This window comes from Streptomyces sp. NPDC060028 (assembly GCF_042736725.1).
Classification (GTDB): Bacteria; Actinomycetota; Actinomycetes; order Streptomycetales; family Streptomycetaceae; genus Streptomyces.
Genome location: NZ_JBHWVJ010000025.1, coordinates 45,143 through 61,634, shown reverse-complemented (window position 1 = coordinate 61,634; position 16,492 = coordinate 45,143). Strand labels below are relative to the sequence as shown.

The 16,492-nt window shown below is 73.2% G+C and carries 11 protein-coding genes; 9 read left to right on the top strand and 2 right to left on the bottom strand.

Features of this window, described 5'->3' with window-relative positions:
• Positions 1–20: 20 nt before the first annotated feature.
• Positions 21–479, top strand: a complete 459-nt coding sequence (locus ACFWBF_RS15100) for a hypothetical protein (RefSeq protein WP_385600840.1) — start codon at positions 21–23, stop codon at positions 477–479.
• A gap of 85 nt (positions 480–564) precedes the next feature.
• Positions 565–2,373 carry a chitinase gene (locus tag ACFWBF_RS15095; RefSeq protein WP_385600758.1) on the top strand — a complete coding sequence of 603 codons (1,809 nt, stop codon included), beginning with the start codon at positions 565–567 and terminating at the stop codon, positions 2,371–2,373.
• On the opposite strand, the gene ACFWBF_RS15090 is transcribed toward ACFWBF_RS15095, so the two are convergent.
• Together ACFWBF_RS15090 and gabT are read right to left on the bottom strand one after the other, a co-directional pair.
• Positions 2,312–3,127, bottom strand: coding sequence for a phosphatase PAP2 family protein (locus ACFWBF_RS15090; RefSeq protein ID WP_385600755.1), 816 nt, complete (start codon positions 3,125–3,127; stop codon positions 2,312–2,314). The two genes, ACFWBF_RS15095 and ACFWBF_RS15090, sit on opposite strands and share 62 nt — an antisense overlap.
• Before the next feature lie 189 nt (positions 3,128–3,316).
• On the bottom strand, positions 3,317–4,663 hold the full coding sequence (gabT, locus tag ACFWBF_RS15085; protein WP_385600752.1) for a 4-aminobutyrate--2-oxoglutarate transaminase: 1,347 nt from the start codon (positions 4,661–4,663) through the stop codon (positions 3,317–3,319).
• 240 nt (positions 4,664–4,903) lie between these two features.
• On the opposite strand from gabT, the gene ACFWBF_RS15080 reads away from it, so the two are divergent.
• The 7 genes from ACFWBF_RS15080 (at position 4,904) to ACFWBF_RS15050 (ending at position 16,444) form a co-directional block, all read left to right on the top strand.
• Positions 4,904–7,027: an ATP-binding protein gene (locus ACFWBF_RS15080; RefSeq protein ID WP_385600749.1), complete on the top strand. Its 2,124-nt coding sequence runs from the start codon at positions 4,904–4,906 to the stop codon at positions 7,025–7,027.
• 86 nt (positions 7,028–7,113) lie between these two features.
• On the top strand, positions 7,114–8,694 hold the full coding sequence (locus ACFWBF_RS15075) for a PucR family transcriptional regulator (protein ID WP_385600747.1): 1,581 nt from the start codon (positions 7,114–7,116) through the stop codon (positions 8,692–8,694).
• A gap of 239 nt (positions 8,695–8,933) precedes the next feature.
• Positions 8,934–10,379, top strand: coding sequence for an aldehyde dehydrogenase family protein (locus tag ACFWBF_RS15070; RefSeq protein ID WP_385600744.1), 1,446 nt, complete (start codon positions 8,934–8,936; stop codon positions 10,377–10,379).
• 155 nt (positions 10,380–10,534) lie between these two features.
• On the top strand, positions 10,535–12,478 hold the full coding sequence (locus ACFWBF_RS15065) for an acyl-CoA dehydrogenase family protein (protein WP_385600741.1): 1,944 nt from the start codon (positions 10,535–10,537) through the stop codon (positions 12,476–12,478).
• An 80-nt stretch (positions 12,479–12,558) separates the two neighbouring features.
• On the top strand, positions 12,559–13,872 hold the full coding sequence (locus ACFWBF_RS15060) for a hypothetical protein (RefSeq protein ID WP_385600739.1): 1,314 nt from the start codon (positions 12,559–12,561) through the stop codon (positions 13,870–13,872).
• Between the two features lie 20 nt (positions 13,873–13,892).
• Positions 13,893–15,146: a 1-deoxy-D-xylulose-5-phosphate reductoisomerase gene (gene dxr, locus ACFWBF_RS15055; protein WP_385600736.1), complete on the top strand. Its 1,254-nt coding sequence runs from the start codon at positions 13,893–13,895 to the stop codon at positions 15,144–15,146.
• Positions 15,143–16,444: a M50 family metallopeptidase gene (locus tag ACFWBF_RS15050; protein ID WP_385600733.1), complete on the top strand. Its 1,302-nt coding sequence runs from the start codon at positions 15,143–15,145 to the stop codon at positions 16,442–16,444. Before dxr ends, ACFWBF_RS15050 begins: the two co-directional genes overlap by 4 nt.
• Positions 16,445–16,492 lie beyond the last annotated feature (48 nt).

The following is a 16,492-nucleotide window of genomic DNA, read 5'->3' as shown; positions in this document are numbered from 1 at the left end:
ACGGAGGCCGGGCGATGGCGATCCCGGGTGCCAAGACGGCGGTGGAGTGGCTGGTATCGGTGGCGCCGGACCCCGACGCCTGCCGCTGGGAGTGGGAGCGCAACCCCCTGGGGGTCGCCCTCCTGCCCGCCGGCCGGCAATGGGACGTGCTGATCCTGCCGGGGGAGCTGGGGCAGGCCACCCTCGACGTGCTGAACCTGCTCCTCGACCGGCCCGGTCCGGTGCTCGCCGACTTCGGCGACACCCGGCTGGGCTTTTTCGTGCCCCCCGGCACGGCGTCCCGCTGGCTCGGCACGGGTGTACGGGGAGCGGGGCGCGGGACCTGGATGGTGGTCCCGTACCCCGGCCGGGCGACCGGCGGGGTCCGCTGGCTGGTGCTCCCGGACGGCCGGGGCACGCTCAACGATCCGGTGGTGCTGGAGCTCGCGATGCACGAGGCGGCGGCGCGCGTGGTGGCAGGGGAGGACCGGAGGCCTTGACAAGAACATTGGTCTGGACCATCTTGGGCGCCGCCGCTCAATCCCCGGCGGCCTGGCTCCATCCCCCCACGTACCGGAGGCAGTTGTGCGCAGACCCACGTCCCTCCTTGCGGCCGCCGCACTCGCGGTGGCCGGCTTCCTCACCGCGGGCCCGCCCGCCGCGGCGGCCGACGCCGACCTGATCCGCAACGGCGGCTTCGAATCCGGCCTCGACGGCTGGACCTGCTCGGCCGGCAGCGGAGCCCCCGTCACCGCACCCGTCCACGGCGGGAGTTCCGCCCTCAAGGCCACCCCGGCGGGCCAGGACAACGCCCGCTGCTCCCAGAGCGTCACCGTCAAACCGGACTCCGCCTACACGCTCGCCGCCTGGGTGCAGGGCGCGTACGTCTACCTCGGCGCGAGCGGGACCGGGACCACCGACGTGTCGGTCTGGACCCAGACCCCCGGCGCCTGGAAGCAGCTCACGACCAGTTTCCGCACCGGCCCGTCGACGACCTCCGTGACGCTCTACACGCACGGCTGGTACGGCCAGCCCGCCCACTTCACCGACGACCTCACCCTGGTCGGCCCCGATCCCGGCGGCCCCGGCCAGCCCCAGCCCCCGGCCGCCCCCACCGGCCTGACGGCATCCGCCACCTCGCCGAGCTCGGTGTCCCTGTCCTGGGCGCCGGCCGCGGGGGCCACCTCGTACAAGGTCTACCGGGACGGCGCGGCGCCCCTGACCGTCACCGCGCCCTCGGCGGCGGTCACCGGCCTCACCGCGTCCACGACGTACACCTTCCGGGTCGCGGCGGTGAACGCGGCGGGCGAGTCCCCCAAGAGCGCGCCCGTGGCCGCGACCACCACCAGCGGCGGCGGGAGCGGCGGTGGCGGCCTGCCCGCGCACGCGCTCGTCGGCTACCTCCACGCGAGCTTCGCCAACGGCTCCGGCTACGTCCGCCTGGCCGACGTGCCCGCCTCGTGGGACGTCATCAACCTCGCCTTCGGCGAACCGACCTCGGTGACCTCCGGCGACATCCGCTTCTCGCTCTGCCCGGTCGCCGAGTGCCCGAACGTGGAGTCCGCCGCCGAGTTCAAGGCGGCCATCAAGGCCAAGCAGGCGGCCGGCAAGAAGGTCCTGATCTCCATCGGCGGCCAGAACGGCCAGGTGCAGCTCGCGACCACGGCCGCCCGGGACGCCTTCGTCTCCTCCGTCGGCAAGATCATCGACGAGTACGGGCTCAACGGCCTCGACATCGACTTCGAGGGCCACTCCCTCTCCCTGGCCACGGGCGACACCGACTTCCGGGCGCCCACCACACCGGGAATCGTCAACCTGATCGCGGCCGTGAAGACCCTCAAGGCCAGGTACGGCCCGGACTTCGTCCTGACCATGGCCCCCGAGACCTTCTTCGTGCAACTGGGCCACCAGTACTACGGCTCGGGCCCCTGGGGCGGCCAGGACCCGCGCGCCGGCGCCTACCTCCCGGTCATCCACGCCCTGCGCGACGACCTCACCCTGCTGCACGTCCAGGACTACAACTCGGGCTCGATCATGGGCCTCGACAACCAGTACCACTCCATGGGCGGCGCGGACTTCCACATAGCCATGACCGACATGCTGCTCACCGGCTTCCCGGTCGCGGGCGACGCCTCCCGCGTCTTCCCGGCGCTGCGCCCGGACCAGGTGGCCATCGGCCTGCCGGCCACCACCAACGCGGGCAACGGACACACCCCGCCCGCCGAGGTGAACAAGGCGCTGGACTGCCTGACCAAGAAGGCGGGCACCAGCTGCGGCGGCTACCAGACCCACGGCACCTGGCCCGCGCTGCGCGGCCTGATGACCTGGTCGATCAACTGGGACCGGTTCGGCTCCTGGGAGTTCTCGAGGAACTTTGACGCCTACTTCGGCTGACCGCGAGCGCGACCGCGAGCAGCAAGGGCGTACACATCAGGAGGCTGGCCAGTACGTCCAGCGGCCAGTGGAAGCCCCGAAGGACGAGCCCGACGGCCGTGGCCCCCGTGAGGACGAGGGCGGCGGCCGTCGGCCACTTCCGGCGGACGTGCGGCTGCACGAGGAGGGCCGCCGCGCCGTACGCGACGCACGCGGTCGCGGTGTGGCCCGAGGGGAAGTAGCCGGCGGCCCAGGGCTCCAGGGGGCCCGGACGGCCGGTCCACTCCTTGAACGGGATGATCAGCGCGGGGACCACGGCCATGGCCAGACCCGCGGCCGCCGCCCCCCGGCGATCGCCGCGCCGGACGGCGTACGCGACGGCGAGGAGCAGGACGGGCAGCGCGACCGGGATGTTGCCGAGGTCCGAGAGGCGCTCGGTGACCGCGTCGGGGACGCTCCGCACGACGGCGCGGCTCAGCGCGTGATCCGGCGTCAGCAGGGGCCCCGACACCAGGACCTGCCAGGTGATCAGCGCGAAGAGGGCCGCACACAGGGCCGCGAGGAGAGCGAGGGGGAGAGTGGCCGGCCGTCCCGGAACAGGGGGGATGGTTCCGGGACGGCCGCCCGGATCGGGTCGCCGTGCGCCCCGGGGGGTTTGGGGCGGACGACTGTCCGATCGGTGAGGAGTGTGCGCGAACGCATGCCCAGTGCGGCGCTGGGGAAGCCCGGTACTGGTGTCGCCCCCGGTTTCCCGGGAACGGGGTGTCTCACTCATCTGCAGAAACCGTACGGCAGCGGAAGGGGGACCGACAGCAGGAACGCGCTCCCGCCATCGGCCCCCCACACGTTCTTCACAGCGTCCGACCGTTACCGGTGGTAGTGATCGCGCGCTGCGCTCGCACGTTCTAGCCGTTCGCTCAGACGGCCGCTCGGCGGTTGCTCAGACGTCTGCTCAGACGTCTGCTCAGATGTCCGTGCCGATGGCCGCGAACGCGGCCTCGATGAGGTCCATGCCCTCGTTCAGCAGGTCCTCGCCGATGACGATCGGCGGCAGGAAGCGGAGCACGTTGCCGTAGGTGCCGCAGGTGAGGACGAGCAGGCCCTCGGCGTGGCAGGCCTTGGCGAGCGCGCCGGCCGCCTCCGGGAACGGGGTCTTGGAGACCGGGTCCTTGACCAGCTCGATCGCGATCATGGCGCCGCGGCCGCGGATGTCGCCGATGATCTCGTACTTCTCCTGCATGGCCGTCAGGCGGGCCTTCATGACGGACTCGATCTTCTTCGCCGCGGCGTTGAGGTCGAGCTCCTTCATGGTCTCGATGGAGCCGAGCGCACCGGCGCACGCCACCGGGTTGCCGCCGTAGGTGCCGCCCAGGCCGCCCGCGTGGGCGGAGTCCATGATCTCGGCGCGGCCCGTCACGGCGGCGAGCGGCAGACCGCCCGCGATGCCCTTGGCGGTGGTGATCAGGTCCGGGACGATGCCCTCGTCCTCGCACGCGAACCACTGGCCGGTGCGGCAGAAGCCGGACTGGATCTCGTCGGCGACGAAGACGATGCCGTTCTCGTTGGCGAACTTCACGATCGCCGGGAGGAAGCCCTTGGCCGGCTCGATGAAGCCGCCCTCGCCGAGGACCGGCTCGATGATGATCGCGGCGACGTTCTCGGCGCCGATCTGCTTGGTGATCTGGTCGATCGCCTGGGCAGCGGCCTCGGGGCCGCAGTTCTCGGCGCCGGTGGGCCAGCGGTAGCCGTAGGCGACCGGGACGCGGTAGACCTCGGGGGCGAACGGACCGAAGCCCTGCTTGTACGGCATGTTCTTCGCGGTCAGCGCCATCGTCAGGTTCGTACGGCCGTGGTAGCCGTGGTCGAAGACGACGACGGCCTGGCGCTTGGTGTACGAACGGGCGATCTTGACGGCGTTCTCGACGGCCTCGGCGCCGGAGTTGAACAGCGCCGACTTCTTCGCGTGGTCACCCGGGGTCAGCTCGGCGAGGGCCTCGCAGACCTCCACGTAGCCCTCGTACGGGGTGACCATGAAACAGGTGTGGGTGAAGTCCGCGAGCTGCGCGGAGGCGCGGCGCACGACGGCCTCGGCGGAGGCGCCCACCGAGGTCACGGCGATGCCGGAGCCGAAGTCGATCAGGCGGTTGCCGTCGACGTCCTCGATGATGCCGCCGCCCGCGCGGGCCGTGAAGACGGGGAGCACGGAGCCCACGCCACCGGCCACCGTCTGGAGGCGGCGGGCCTGCAGCTCCTGCGACTTGGGGCCGGGGATCGCGGTGACGATGCGGCGCTCCTGCGGGACAGCGGTCATAGAGGGCTCCTGGGGGGTGTTTTCGGACGCACTTGTGTCTTTGTCCGCAGGCTAGGCCCGGGGGAGGGGCTAAGGCATGCTCCGTTCGGGAGTGGTACCCGCGTGTCCTTGTCCGCGACGGCCATAGGAAGGACCGGGCGCATGTCTTCGCGGATCACGGCCGGGTACGGGCCCAAGGCCGTGCCCGGGTACTAGATTGAGCGCCGCAGAGGCATGGCACGGGCAGGGGGCAGGGGTTTCATGGACAGCGACGGCACGCACGGCACCGATGCGAGGCGGATGCCGCGCACCGGGCACGTCCCCCGGCCCGCCGGACCGGCCGGGCCGCCGCCCGGCCCCCCGCCGAAGCCCGCCCACGCGCCCAGCGCCGGCCCCGCCCTCGCCGACTGGCTGCGCACCCCGCGCACCTCGGACGGGCCGGGGGTCTGGTCGTACGGACACGTGCCGCGCGCCGCCGAAAAGCCGGAGGCCACCCCGACCCGCCAGCTGGTCAGCGGGGCCCTCATCGCGCTGCTGGCCGGGCTGCTGCTGTGGTCCCTGCTGTGGAACGGCTACCTCGGCGGCTTCTGGCTCTGGCCGCTGTACATGTTCACCCCCGACTCCTGGGCCGGGACGCTCCCGTCCGTCGTGGCCGCGTACATCTGGTACGCCATCGTCGCCGTCACCCTGGTGATCGGCTTCGGGCGGCTCGGCCGCTGGCCCGAGCTGGCCCGCCGGGTGCTCGGCAGCCGCGCCCTGCGCGCCACGAAGGCGGCCGTCCCGGCTCCCCGGCCGCCCGAGGCGGGCGGCCCCGACGACCCGGCGGCCTGGCCCGGGGTGCGGGGTGCCGGGCTGGTGGAGGTGGCCGAGGCGCTGGCGGCCGAGGTGGGGGCCGGGCGGATGAACGACGTCGACTACGCCCGCATCCGCCGGGCCTGGGAGACCGTGCGCGTCGACCCCTCCCGGGCGCGGGCCTTCGCCGAGGCCGTGCGCGACAAGGGCGCAGGGGCGTGCGTGCACCCGTCCGGCGCCCGTGACCTGCCCGTGCGCGCCGCACGGCACGACCTGCTCGCCCGCCAGGTGCTGCTCGGCACCGTCGACGACGGGGTGCGCAACCCCTACCCCCGCCGGGGCGTGGGCCTCGCGCTCGACCCCGGGGTGCTCGGGACCTCCCTGCTCGCGGTGGGCCCCTCCGGCGCCGGCAAGACCCGCCACCTCGTGCGGCCCGTCGTGGAGTCCCTCGCCCTGCAGGCCCTGGCCGGCCAGGCCGCCGTCGTCGCCGTCGCCTCGGCCGGAGCGCAGCTCGGACCGGACACCGCCTTCGACGTCGTGGTCCGCGTCGGCGACCCCGACTCCGTCTACGACCTCGACCTCTACGGCGGCGCCACCGACCCGGACGAGGCCGCCACCCTGCTCGCCGAAGCCTTCGTCGGCGACATCCAGGGCATCGACGTACGCCGGGCCGCGACGGCCCTCGCCCAGCTCCTCGGCCCGTACCGGACGGCCCACGGCCGTTTCCCCTCCGTGCCCGAGCTGCGCGAACTGCTCGACCAGCTGCCCGGGCCCCTCGCCGCCCTGCGCGGCGCCCTCGAAGCCGCCGGAGCGCACCCGATGCTCCGCGAACTCGACGCGCGCGAGCGCCAGCACGGCGCCCACGGCGACCCCGGACCGGCGCTCGCCGGGCGGGTGGCGCTGCTGGACCGGCCCGCCTTCGCGGGCTTCTTCGACACCACCGGGCAGGGCAGGCCGTTCTCGCTGCGGGCCCTGGAACACCCGCTGCGCGTACGCGTCGACCTGCCCGAGCGCGGGCACGCCGACGCCTCCCGGATGCTCGCGCGGCTGCTGCTCGCACAGTTCAACGCCTCCGCCACCGCCCGCGCCGACCGCTCGCTCTTCGCCTTCCTCGCCTTCGACGACGCCTCGTACACCCTGACCCCCGAGACCGTGCGCGGCGTACAAAGGCTCCGCTCGGCGAACGCCGGGGTGCTGCTCACGCTGCGCACCCTGGACGACGTACCCGAGGCGCTGCGCACGCCGCTGCTCGGCGCGGTCGGCTGCCGGATGGCCTTCTCCGGGGTCACCACCTGGGACGGCAAGCGGTTCGCCGAGGCCTGGGGCACCGAATGGGTGGAGACCCGTACCGTCACCCACCGGACCGTCTTCGCCGACCAGCCGCTGACCCGGGCCATCCACGCCTTCCGCAAGCTCGTCACCGGCAATGCCGTCACCACGGACGCGGTGACCGTGCGGCAGGAGGAGCGCGAGCGCTGGTCCCCCTCCGAGCTGGCGCACGCCGTGCCGCCGGGGCACGCGGTGCTCTCGCTGACCACGGTGCGCGGGGAGCGCGCGGCTCCGCTGCTGGTCCGGCTCGCGGGAACCAGCTGAGCGGACCCGTACGAGGTGGCAGAATCGAAGGGAGCCGTTCGTACGACACGGCGAAATTCCCCCTCCTGCTAAGGCGCGTGCACCCGATGCCGCTCACCCTCGCCTCGCTCGTCCAGCACTCGGCGCTCAAACTCAGCGTCCGGGCGGGAGAGAGCCGACTCGACACCCCCGTGCGCTGGGCCCACGTCAGCGAGCTCGCCGACCCCGTCCCCTACATGGAGGGCGGGGAACTGCTCCTGATCACCGCCATGAAGCTGGACGCGGAGGATCCGCAGGAGATGCGGCGTTACGTACGCCGGCTCGCGGCGGCGGGGGTCGTCGGCATCGGCTTCGCCGTCGGCGTCAACTACGAGGCCGTGCCCGAAGCGCTGGTCGAGGCCGCGCGGGCCGAGGACCTGCCGCTGCTGGAGGTGCCCCGGCGGACCCCCTTCCTGGCGATCAGCAAGGCCGTCTCGGCGGCGCTCGCGGCCGACCAGTACCGGGCCGTGACCGCCGGCTTCGAGGCGCAGCGGGAACTGACCCGGGCCGCGCTGTCCGCCGACGGGCCCGCCGAGCTGCTCGCGAGACTGGCCGCGCACGTGCACGGCTGGGCCGCCCTGTACGACACCTCGGGCGCCGTCGTCGCGGCCGCGCCCGACTGGGCGGCCCGGCGGGCGGCCCGGCTCACGCCCGACGTGGAGCGGCTGCGGGAGCGGCCCGCGCCGGCCAGCGCGGTGGTCGGGGGCTCGGAGGACCGCGTCGAGCTCCAGTCGCTCGGCACCGGGCGGCGGGCGCGGGGCGCGCTCGCGGTGGGCACCGGGGCTCCGCTGGGCACGGCCGAGCGGTACGCCGTGCACTCCGCGGTGGCCCTGCTCACCCTGACGACGGAACGTTCCCGCTCGCTGCACGACGCGGAGTCCCGGCTGGGCGCGGCCGTGCTGCGGATCCTGCTGGCCGGGGAGGCGGAGCAGGCCCGGGCCGTCGCCGGAGACCTGTACGGGGCCCTGCTGGAGGCGCCGTTCCGGCTGGTCGTGGCAGAGCCGGCGCTGGCGGGGACCGCACAGCCGGAGGGCCTGGCGCTGCTCGCCGACGCGGTGGAGTCGGCGGCCGCCCGTACCGGCGAGACGCTGCTGGTCGTGCCCGAACCCGGACGACTGGTGGTCCTGGCGGGCGACGGCAGCTCCGCGGTGCAGGCGTGCGTCGCCCACGCGGAGGCGTCGGAAGCGCGGCGCGGGCCGGACGCGAGCGGGCCGGAGCCGGACGAACTGGTGATCGGGCTGTCGGCGCCCGCGGGGCCGTCGGGCGTGGCGGCCGCCTTCAAGCAGGCCGACCAGGCGCTCGCCGTGGCCCGGCGGCGGGGGCGGCCGATGGTCGAGCACGAGGACCTGGCGGCGGGATCGGTGCTCCCCCTGCTGGCGGACGACGCGGTACGGGCCTTCGCGGACGGCACGCTGCGGGCCCTGCGGGAGCACGACGAGAAGGGCCGCGGCGACCTGGTGGCGTCGCTCCAGGCGTGGCTCTCCCGCCACGGTCAGTGGGACGCGGCGGCGGCCGACCTGGGTGTGCACCGGCACACGCTGCGGTACCGGATGCGGCGGGTGGAGGAGATCCTCGGCCGCTCCCTGGACGACCCGGACGTCCGCATGGAACTGTGGCTCGCCCTGAAGACCACCACCACCACGCCATAGCCGCCGCCCCCGCCCCTGATTCCAGCCTCGCCGGCGTTCGAGGCGCGGGGTCCGGGGCGGAGCCCCAGGGGCCGGGGGGCGCCCCCGGAGGGGGAACGCACGGGGGTGCCGCCCGCGACAGTGACAAAGCGGCGAAGGAATCGCCACCGGCGCTCCATGCCGGACAAACGCCGAATCGCCGACGGAGTCCTACGGTGGAGGGGACAAGACCCCGCACACTCCGAAGGGCCGGGATTCGCATGACTTCCACCCACGCCTTCTGGCTCGCCGGCCGCCAGGCCACCGGCGAGGACAGCTTCGACGTCCACTCCCCGTGGGACGGCCGACTGGTCGCCGCCGTCAGCGTGCCCACCGACGCGCAGGTCGAAGAGGCCGTGGCCGCGGCGCACGCCGTGACGGCGGAGTTCTCCGCGACCCCGGCCCACGTACGTGCCGCCGCCCTGGACCACGTCTCCCGCCGCCTCGCGGAGCGCACCGAGGAGATCGCCCAGCTGATCTCCGCCGAGAACGGCAAGCCCGTCAAGTGGGCCCGCGGCGAGGTCGGCCGTGCGGTGTCCGTGTTCCGCTTCGCGGCCGAAGAGGCCCGCCGCTTCAACGGCGGAGAGGCCCAGCGCCTCGACACCGACGCCGGCGGCGTCGGCCGCCTCGCGCTGACCCGCCGCTTCGTCAAGGGCCCGGTCCTCGGCATCGCGCCGTTCAACTTCCCGCTGAACCTGTGCGCCCACAAGGTGGCCCCGGCCATCGCCGTCGGCGCGCCGATCATCCTGAAGCCGGCCCCGGCCACGCCGCTCTCCGGCCTGATCCTGGGTGAGCTGCTCGCCGAGACCGACCTGCCCGCGGGCTCCTGGTCGGTCCTGCCGGTCGCCAACGACAAGATGCCGGCCCTGGTGAAGGACGAGCGCCTGCCCGTCATCTCCTTCACCGGTTCCGACACCGTCGGTTACGCCATCCAGCAGTCCGTGCCCCACAAGCACTGCACCCTGGAGCTCGGCGGCAACGCCGCGGCCGTCGTCCTGGACGACTGGTCCTCCGAGGCCGACCTCGAGTGGGCCGCGACCCGTATCGCGACCTTCTCGAACTACCAGGCCGGCCAGTCCTGCATCTCCGTGCAGCGCGTCATCGCCGACGCCTCCGTCTACGACCGCCTCGTCGAGAAGGTCGTCGCGAAGGTCCAGGCCCAGGTCACGGGCGACCCGTCCGACTCCGCCACCGACGTCGGCCCCCTCGTCTCCGAGGCCGCCGCCAAGCGTGTCGAGTCCTGGGTGGACGAGGCGGTCTCCGCCGGAGCCAAGCTGCTCAGCGGCGGCAAGCGCGAGGGTGCCTCGTACGAGCCCACCGTCCTCGCCGAGGTCCCGGACGGCGTCAAGCTCGCCACCGAAGAGGTCTTCGGCCCGGTCCTGACGCTGAAGCGGGTCGAGAACACCGACGAGGCCTTCGCCGCCGTCAACGACTCGAAGTTCGGTCTCCAGACCGGCGTCTTCACGCGGAACATCCAGACCGCGTTCCGCGCGCACCGCGAGCTCGAGGTCGGCGGTGTGATCGTCGGCGACGCGCCGTCCTACCGCGCCGACCAGATGCCGTACGGCGGCGTCAAGCAGTCCGGCGTGGGCCGCGAGGGCGTGCGCTACGCGATGGACGACTACACGTACGAGCGGGTCCTGGTCCTCACGGGCCTCGACATCTGACCGACTCGTTCGGCCAAAAAGCCGACGGCCGGAGCCCACTGTGCGGGGGCTCCGGCCGTCCCCCTTTTCCCGGCGCCCCGAAACGGGTACGACTCACAGGTAGCACCGACCAGTAGCCCGGTACGACCGACTCCGGCCGCGAGGTGAGTCCCCGCATGTCCGCAACACAGCCCAAGGTGACCGAGCGCGAGGCACGGCAGGTCGCGGAGGCGGCCCGGGAACAGGACTGGCGCAAGCCCAGCTTCGCCAAGGAACTGTTCCTCGGACGCTTCCGGCTCGACCTGATCCACCCCCACCCGCTGCCCGCCGACGAGGACGTCCGGCGCGGCGAAGCCTTCCTGGCCCGGCTGCGGGCCTTCTGCGAGACCGAACTCGCCGAAGGGCTCCCGGCCCGCATCGAGCGCGAGGCCCGGATCCCCGACGAGACCGTGCGCGGCCTCAAGGAGCTCGGCGCGCTCGGCATGAAGATCGGCACCGAGTACGGGGGCCTCGGCCTCACCCAGGTGTACTACAACAGGGCGCTCGCCCTCGTCGGCTCGGTCAGCCCGGCCATCGGGGCCCTGCTCTCCGCCCACCAGTCGATCGGCCTGCCGCAGCCGCTGAAGATGTTCGGCACGCAGGAGCAGAAGGACGCCTACCTGCCGCGCTGCGCCACCACCGCCATCAGCGCCTTCCTCCTCACCGAGCCGGACGTGGGCTCCGACCCGGCCCGGCTGGCCACCACGGCGGTCCCGGACGGCGAGGACGGGTACGTCCTCGACGGGGTGAAGCTCTGGACCACCAACGGGGTCGTCGCCGACCTGCTCGTGGTGATGGCCCGCGTCCCCAAGAGCGAGAACCACCGGGGCGGGATCACCGCCTTCGTCGTCGAGGCCGACTCGCCCGGCATCACCGTCGAGCACCGCAACGCCTTCATGGGCCTGCGCGGCCTGGAGAACGGCGTCACCCGCTTCCACCAGGTACGGGTCCCCGCCGCCCAGCGCATCGGCGCCGAGGGCGCCGGGCTCAAGATCGCGCTGACCACCCTCAACACCGGCCGGCTGTCACTGCCCGCCATGTGCGTCGGCGCCGGCAAGTGGTGCCTGAAGATCGCCCGCGAGTGGTCCGGCGTACGGGAGCAGTGGGGCCGCCCGGTCGCCCTGCACGAGGCCGTCGGAGCGAAGATCTCCTTCATCGCGGCCACCACCTTCGCCCTCGAAGCCGTCGTGGACCTCGCCTCCCAGATGGCCGACGAGGACCGCAACGACATCCGCATCGAGGCCGCCCTCGCCAAGCTGTACGGCTCCGAGATGGCCTGCCTGATGGCCGACGAGCTGGTCCAGATCCGCGGCGGCCGCGGCTTCGAGACCGCCGAGTCGCTGGCCGCGCGCGGCGAGCGAGCCGTCCCGGCCGAGCAGATGCTGCGCGACCTGCGCATCAACCGGATCTTCGAGGGCTCCACCGAGATCATGCACCTGCTGATCGCCCGCGAGGCCGTGGACGCCCACCTGTCGGTCGCCGGCGACCTCATCGACCCCGAGAAGGACCTCGGCGACAAGGCCAAGGCGGGCGCCCGCGCGGCCGGGTTCTACGCCCGCTGGCTGCCCAAACTCGCCACCGGAGCGGGCCAGGTCCCCGGCACCTACCGCGGCTTCCACCCGGCCGGCCACCCCGACCTCGCCGCCCACCTGCGCTACGTCGAGCGCGGCTCGCGCAAACTCGCCCGCTCGACCTTCTACGCCATGTCGCGCTGGCAGGGCCGGATGGAGACCAAACAGGGCTTCCTCGGCCGCATCGTCGACATCGGCGCCGAGCTCTTCGCGATGAGCGCGGCCTGCGTCCGCGCCGAGCACCTGCGGGAGACCGGCGACCACGGCCGCGAGGCCTACCAGCTCGCCGACGCCTTCTGCCGGCAGTCCCGGCTGCGCGTCGAGGAGCTCTTCGGCCGGCTCTGGGACAACACCGACGAGCTGGACCGCAAGGTCGTCGCCGGAGTCCTGTCCGGCACCTACACCTGGCTGGAGGAGGGCGTCCTCGACCCCTCGGGCGACGGCCCGTGGATCGCCGACGCGGCCCCCGGCCCCTCCACGCACAAAAACGTGCACCGTCCCATCCGCTGACCTGCGATCATCGGCAGTCATAGGACGGATGTACGAGTACGAGTACGGAAGAAGCTGGGCGGACAGGGATGTCGACGGCCGTGGAAGATCGAAACAGCCGGCGGCTGGCCTGGTGCGTGGCGCACGTGCTGCGCCACGCACCGGACCACATCGCCGTCGGCCTGCTCGACCGGCTCGAGTGGCCGGCCCGCAAATACCTGTGCCGCGACGAATGGCTGCCGGCGTCGGCCGTCACCCTCCTGCTGCGCCACGGCGGCGAAGCCGAACGGCGCTACATCGCCCGCAACCCCCGCGTCGTCGGCCGCCCGCTGCCCGGCCTGCCCGGACCCACCCGGTACTCCCGCCGCCGGACCCCGCCCGAGCTGCTGCCCGTGCTCCGCGCGGAGCTGGGCCGCGACCCCGCCGCCGGTCCCCTCACCGGCGAGGAACTGGTCCGGCTGCTGCGCCGGCACGGCACGCACCGGCCGCGCGTCCCGCTCGACATCCTCGCCCTGCCGAACGAAGCCGAACCGGGCCTCCTGCGGTTCGAGCACGCCCTCGAACCGCTGCCGCCCGGCTCCGTCGAGGCCCTGCTGCTCCGCGGCGGCCTGCCGCTCGGCGTCTGCCGGGGACTGCTCGACCTGAGCACGGCCCGGTCGTACGGGCCCTCCTGGTACCGGCCCGCCGTCCGCGCCGTCCGGATGGGCCTGCTCACCCAGGCCGAGCTCGTCACCGACGTCCGCCCCGCCCACCTCGCGCTGTTGCTCGCCGACCTCCCCGCGGCCGACGGCCTGCGCTGGACCCTCCCCGAACTGGCCGGGATGCGCACGGCCCTGCGCCGCGCCCTGGCCCCGCTGGGGCAGGACCCGCGGGTGTGGGCCGAGCTGCTGCGCCACGCCCACACCTTCCGCGGCGGACTCACCGAGCTCGTGGCCCGGGTGGGGTACGCCTCGCTGCCCGAGCCCCCGGACGGGCCGCCCGTGCCCGGGCTGGAGCGGGCCGTCGCGCGCCTGGCCCCCACCGCCGAGGAGCCCTCCGGGGACGTGGAGCGCGAACTCGCCCTGGCCAGCCTCGCCGTACCCATGGAGACCGTCCAGGAGGACGTCCGCTGGGTGCGGGACTGCCTGGACCGCGGCCTGCTGACCGGAGCCGACGTGGTCCGCCACAAGCTGCCCGCCTGCTGGGCCCTCGACGAGGACCACTGGCTCGGTGACATCGACCACCCCGACCGCCACGACCGGCCCGCGGCCGTGCTCTCGGCGCGCGCCGAGGCGGACCGGCTGTTCGCGGTGGCCCTCGGCGACGACCCGGACGCCTGGTGGCGGGTCGCCCGGACGCTCCCGGACTTCGCCGGAACGCTCCCGCACCTGCTGCTGCGCGTCACGGACGGGGGCTCCGTGTCCGAGCGCCCCTGACGTGAGGCAACAATGGGGGCATGAGCGACCGTCCAGCCCCCCTCGCCGACCCGCACCTCCTCTTCGACCCCGCGGCCGGCCGCCGGGACATCGTCATCCTGGGCTCCACCGGATCCATCGGCACCCAGGCCATCGACCTCGCCCTGCGCAACCCGGACCGGTTCCGGGTGACCGCGCTGTCCGCCGCCGGCGGGCGCGTCGGGCTGCTGGCCGAGCAGGCCCGGCAGCTGCGCGTGAACACCGTGGCCGTGGCCCGCGAAGACGTCGTACCGGCCCTGAAAGAGGCGCTGAGCGCCCAGTACGCGGCGTCCGAGCCGCTGCCCGAGATCCTGGCCGGTCCCGACGCGGCCACCGAACTCGCCGCCTCGCAGTGCCACACCGTCCTCAACGGCATCACCGGCTCCATCGGCCTCGCGCCCACGCTCGCCGCGCTGCGGGCCGGCCGGACGCTCGCCCTCGCCAACAAGGAGTCGCTGATCGTCGGCGGCCCGCTGGTGAAGGCCCTCGCGAAGCCGGGCCAGATCATCCCCGTGGACTCCGAGCACGCGGCGCTCTTCCAGGCGCTCGCCGCCGGCAAGCGCGCCGACGTGCGCAAGCTCGTGGTCACCGCCTCCGGCGGCCCCTTCCGCGGCCGCACCCGCGCCGAGCTGGCACACGTCACCGTCAAGGACGCGCTGGCGCACCCCACCTGGGCGATGGGCCCGGTGATCACCATCAATTCGGCGACCCTGGTCAACAAGGGCCTCGAGGTCATCGAGGCGCACCTGCTCTACGACATCCCCTTCGACCGCATCGAGGTCGTGGTCCACCCGCAGTCCTACGTGCACTCGATGGTGGAGTTCACGGACGGCTCCACGCTGGCCCAGGCCACCCCGCCGGACATGCGCGGCCCGATCGCGATCGGCCTCGGCTGGCCCGAGCGGATCCCGGACGCGGCCCCGGCCTTCGACTGGACCAAGGCGTCCACCTGGGAGTTCTTCCCGCTCGACACCGAGGCCTTCCCCTCGGTGGGCCTGGCCCGGCACGTCGGTACCCTGGGCGGCACCGCGCCCGCCGTGTTCAATGCGGCGAACGAGGAGTGCGTGGAAGCTTTCCTGGCCGGTCGGCTGCCGTTCACAGCAATCATGGATACGGTCTCTGCCGTGGTCGATGAGCACGGGACGCCGGACGCGGGAACTTCCCTCACCGTTCGGGACGTCCTTGAAGCGGAGACCTGGGCCAGGGCCCGGGCACGGGAGATGGCGGCGCGAGCCGCAGTGGAGGCGAGCGCATGACGGCACTCATGACGGTGATCGGGATACTGATCTTCGTCTTCGGCCTGCTCGTCTCGATCGCCTGGCACGAGCTCGGCCACCTCTCCACGGCCAAGCTCTTCGGCATCCGCGTGCCGCAGTACATGGTCGGCTTCGGCCCGACCATCTGGTCGCGGAACAAGGGCGAGACCGAGTACGGGATCAAGGCCATCCCCATGGGCGGCTACATCCGGATGATCGGCATGTTCCCGCCCGGCGAGGACGGCAAGGTCACCGCCCGCTCGACCTCGCCCTTCCGCTCGATGATCGAGGACGCGCGCTCGGCGGCGTACGAGGAGCTCAAGCCCGGGGACGAGACGCGGCTCTTCTACACGCGCAAGCCGTGGAAGCGCGTCATCGTGATGTTCGCCGGGCCGTTCATGAACCTGGTGCTGGCGCTGGCGATCTTCTTCGGGGTCTGGATGACCTTCGGGCTGAGCCAGACCACCACCCAGGTCGCCAGCGTCTCGCCGTGCGTCATCCAGCAGAGCGAGAAGCGCGAGATCTGCAAGGACGGCGACCCGGTGGCCCCGGCCAAGGCCGCCGGCCTGCGGCCGGACGACCGGATCGTGGCGTTCAACGGCCTCAAGGTGGCCGATTGGACCGCCCTGCAGAAGCGCATCCGCGACACCGTCGGCCCCGCCACCGTCACCGTCGTGCGCGACGGGCAGCGGGTGGTCCTCCCGGTGAACCTGATCGCGAACAAGGTCGGCAAGACGGACGGCCACGGCGGGTACGTCAAGGGCGAGTACGTGACGGCCGGCTGGCTCGGCTTCAGCCCGAAGAGCGAGATCGCCCCGCTCGGTTTCGGCCAGTCCGTGGAGCACATGGGCGAGGTCGTCGACAACAGCGTGCAGGGGCTGCTCAAGCTCCCGGCCAAGATCCCCGCCCTGTGGAACGCGGCCTTCAGCGGCGCCGAGCGCGAGCAGGACTCCCCGATGGGCATCGTGGGCGCGGCCCGCATCAGCGGCGAGATCGCGACCCTGGACATCCCGGCCGAGCAGCGGCTGGTGTTCTTCCTCCAACTCGTCGGCTTCTTCAACCTCTCGCTGTTCCTCTTCAACATGCTCCCGCTGCTGCCGCTCGACGGCGGGCACATCGCGGGCGCCCTGTGGGAGTCGCTGCGGCGGGCCGTGGCGAAGGTCTTCCGGCGCCCCGACCCCGGCCCGTTCGACGTGGCGAAGCTGATGCCCGCCGCCTATGTGGTGGCCGGAGTCTTCGTCTGCTTCACGGTGCTCGTCCTCGTCGCCGACGTGGTGAACCCGATCAAGATCACCTAGTACGTCCCGTCGTTACACCACGGGTACCGGAGTCGGGCACGCATCGTG

Excerpts from the sequence above, each read along its gene's own strand:
- ACFWBF_RS15065 (WP_385600741.1), top strand. The coding sequence starts at position 10,535 with ATGTCCGCAACACAGCCCAAGGTGACCGAGCGCGAGGCACGGCAGGTC.
- dxr (WP_385600736.1), top strand. The coding sequence starts at position 13,893 with ATGAGCGACCGTCCAGCCCCCCTCGCCGACCCGCACCTCCTCTTCGAC.
- ACFWBF_RS15070 (WP_385600744.1), top strand. The coding sequence starts at position 8,934 with ATGACTTCCACCCACGCCTTCTGGCTCGCCGGCCGCCAGGCCACCGGC.
- ACFWBF_RS15080 (WP_385600749.1), top strand. The coding sequence starts at position 4,904 with ATGGACAGCGACGGCACGCACGGCACCGATGCGAGGCGGATGCCGCGC.
- ACFWBF_RS15090 (WP_385600755.1), bottom strand. The coding sequence starts at position 3,127 with ATGAGTGAGACACCCCGTTCCCGGGAAACCGGGGGCGACACCAGTACC.
- gabT (WP_385600752.1), bottom strand. The coding sequence starts at position 4,663 with ATGACCGCTGTCCCGCAGGAGCGCCGCATCGTCACCGCGATCCCCGGC.
- ACFWBF_RS15075 (WP_385600747.1), top strand. The coding sequence starts at position 7,114 with ATGCCGCTCACCCTCGCCTCGCTCGTCCAGCACTCGGCGCTCAAACTC.
- ACFWBF_RS15050 (WP_385600733.1), top strand. The coding sequence starts at position 15,143 with ATGACGGCACTCATGACGGTGATCGGGATACTGATCTTCGTCTTCGGC.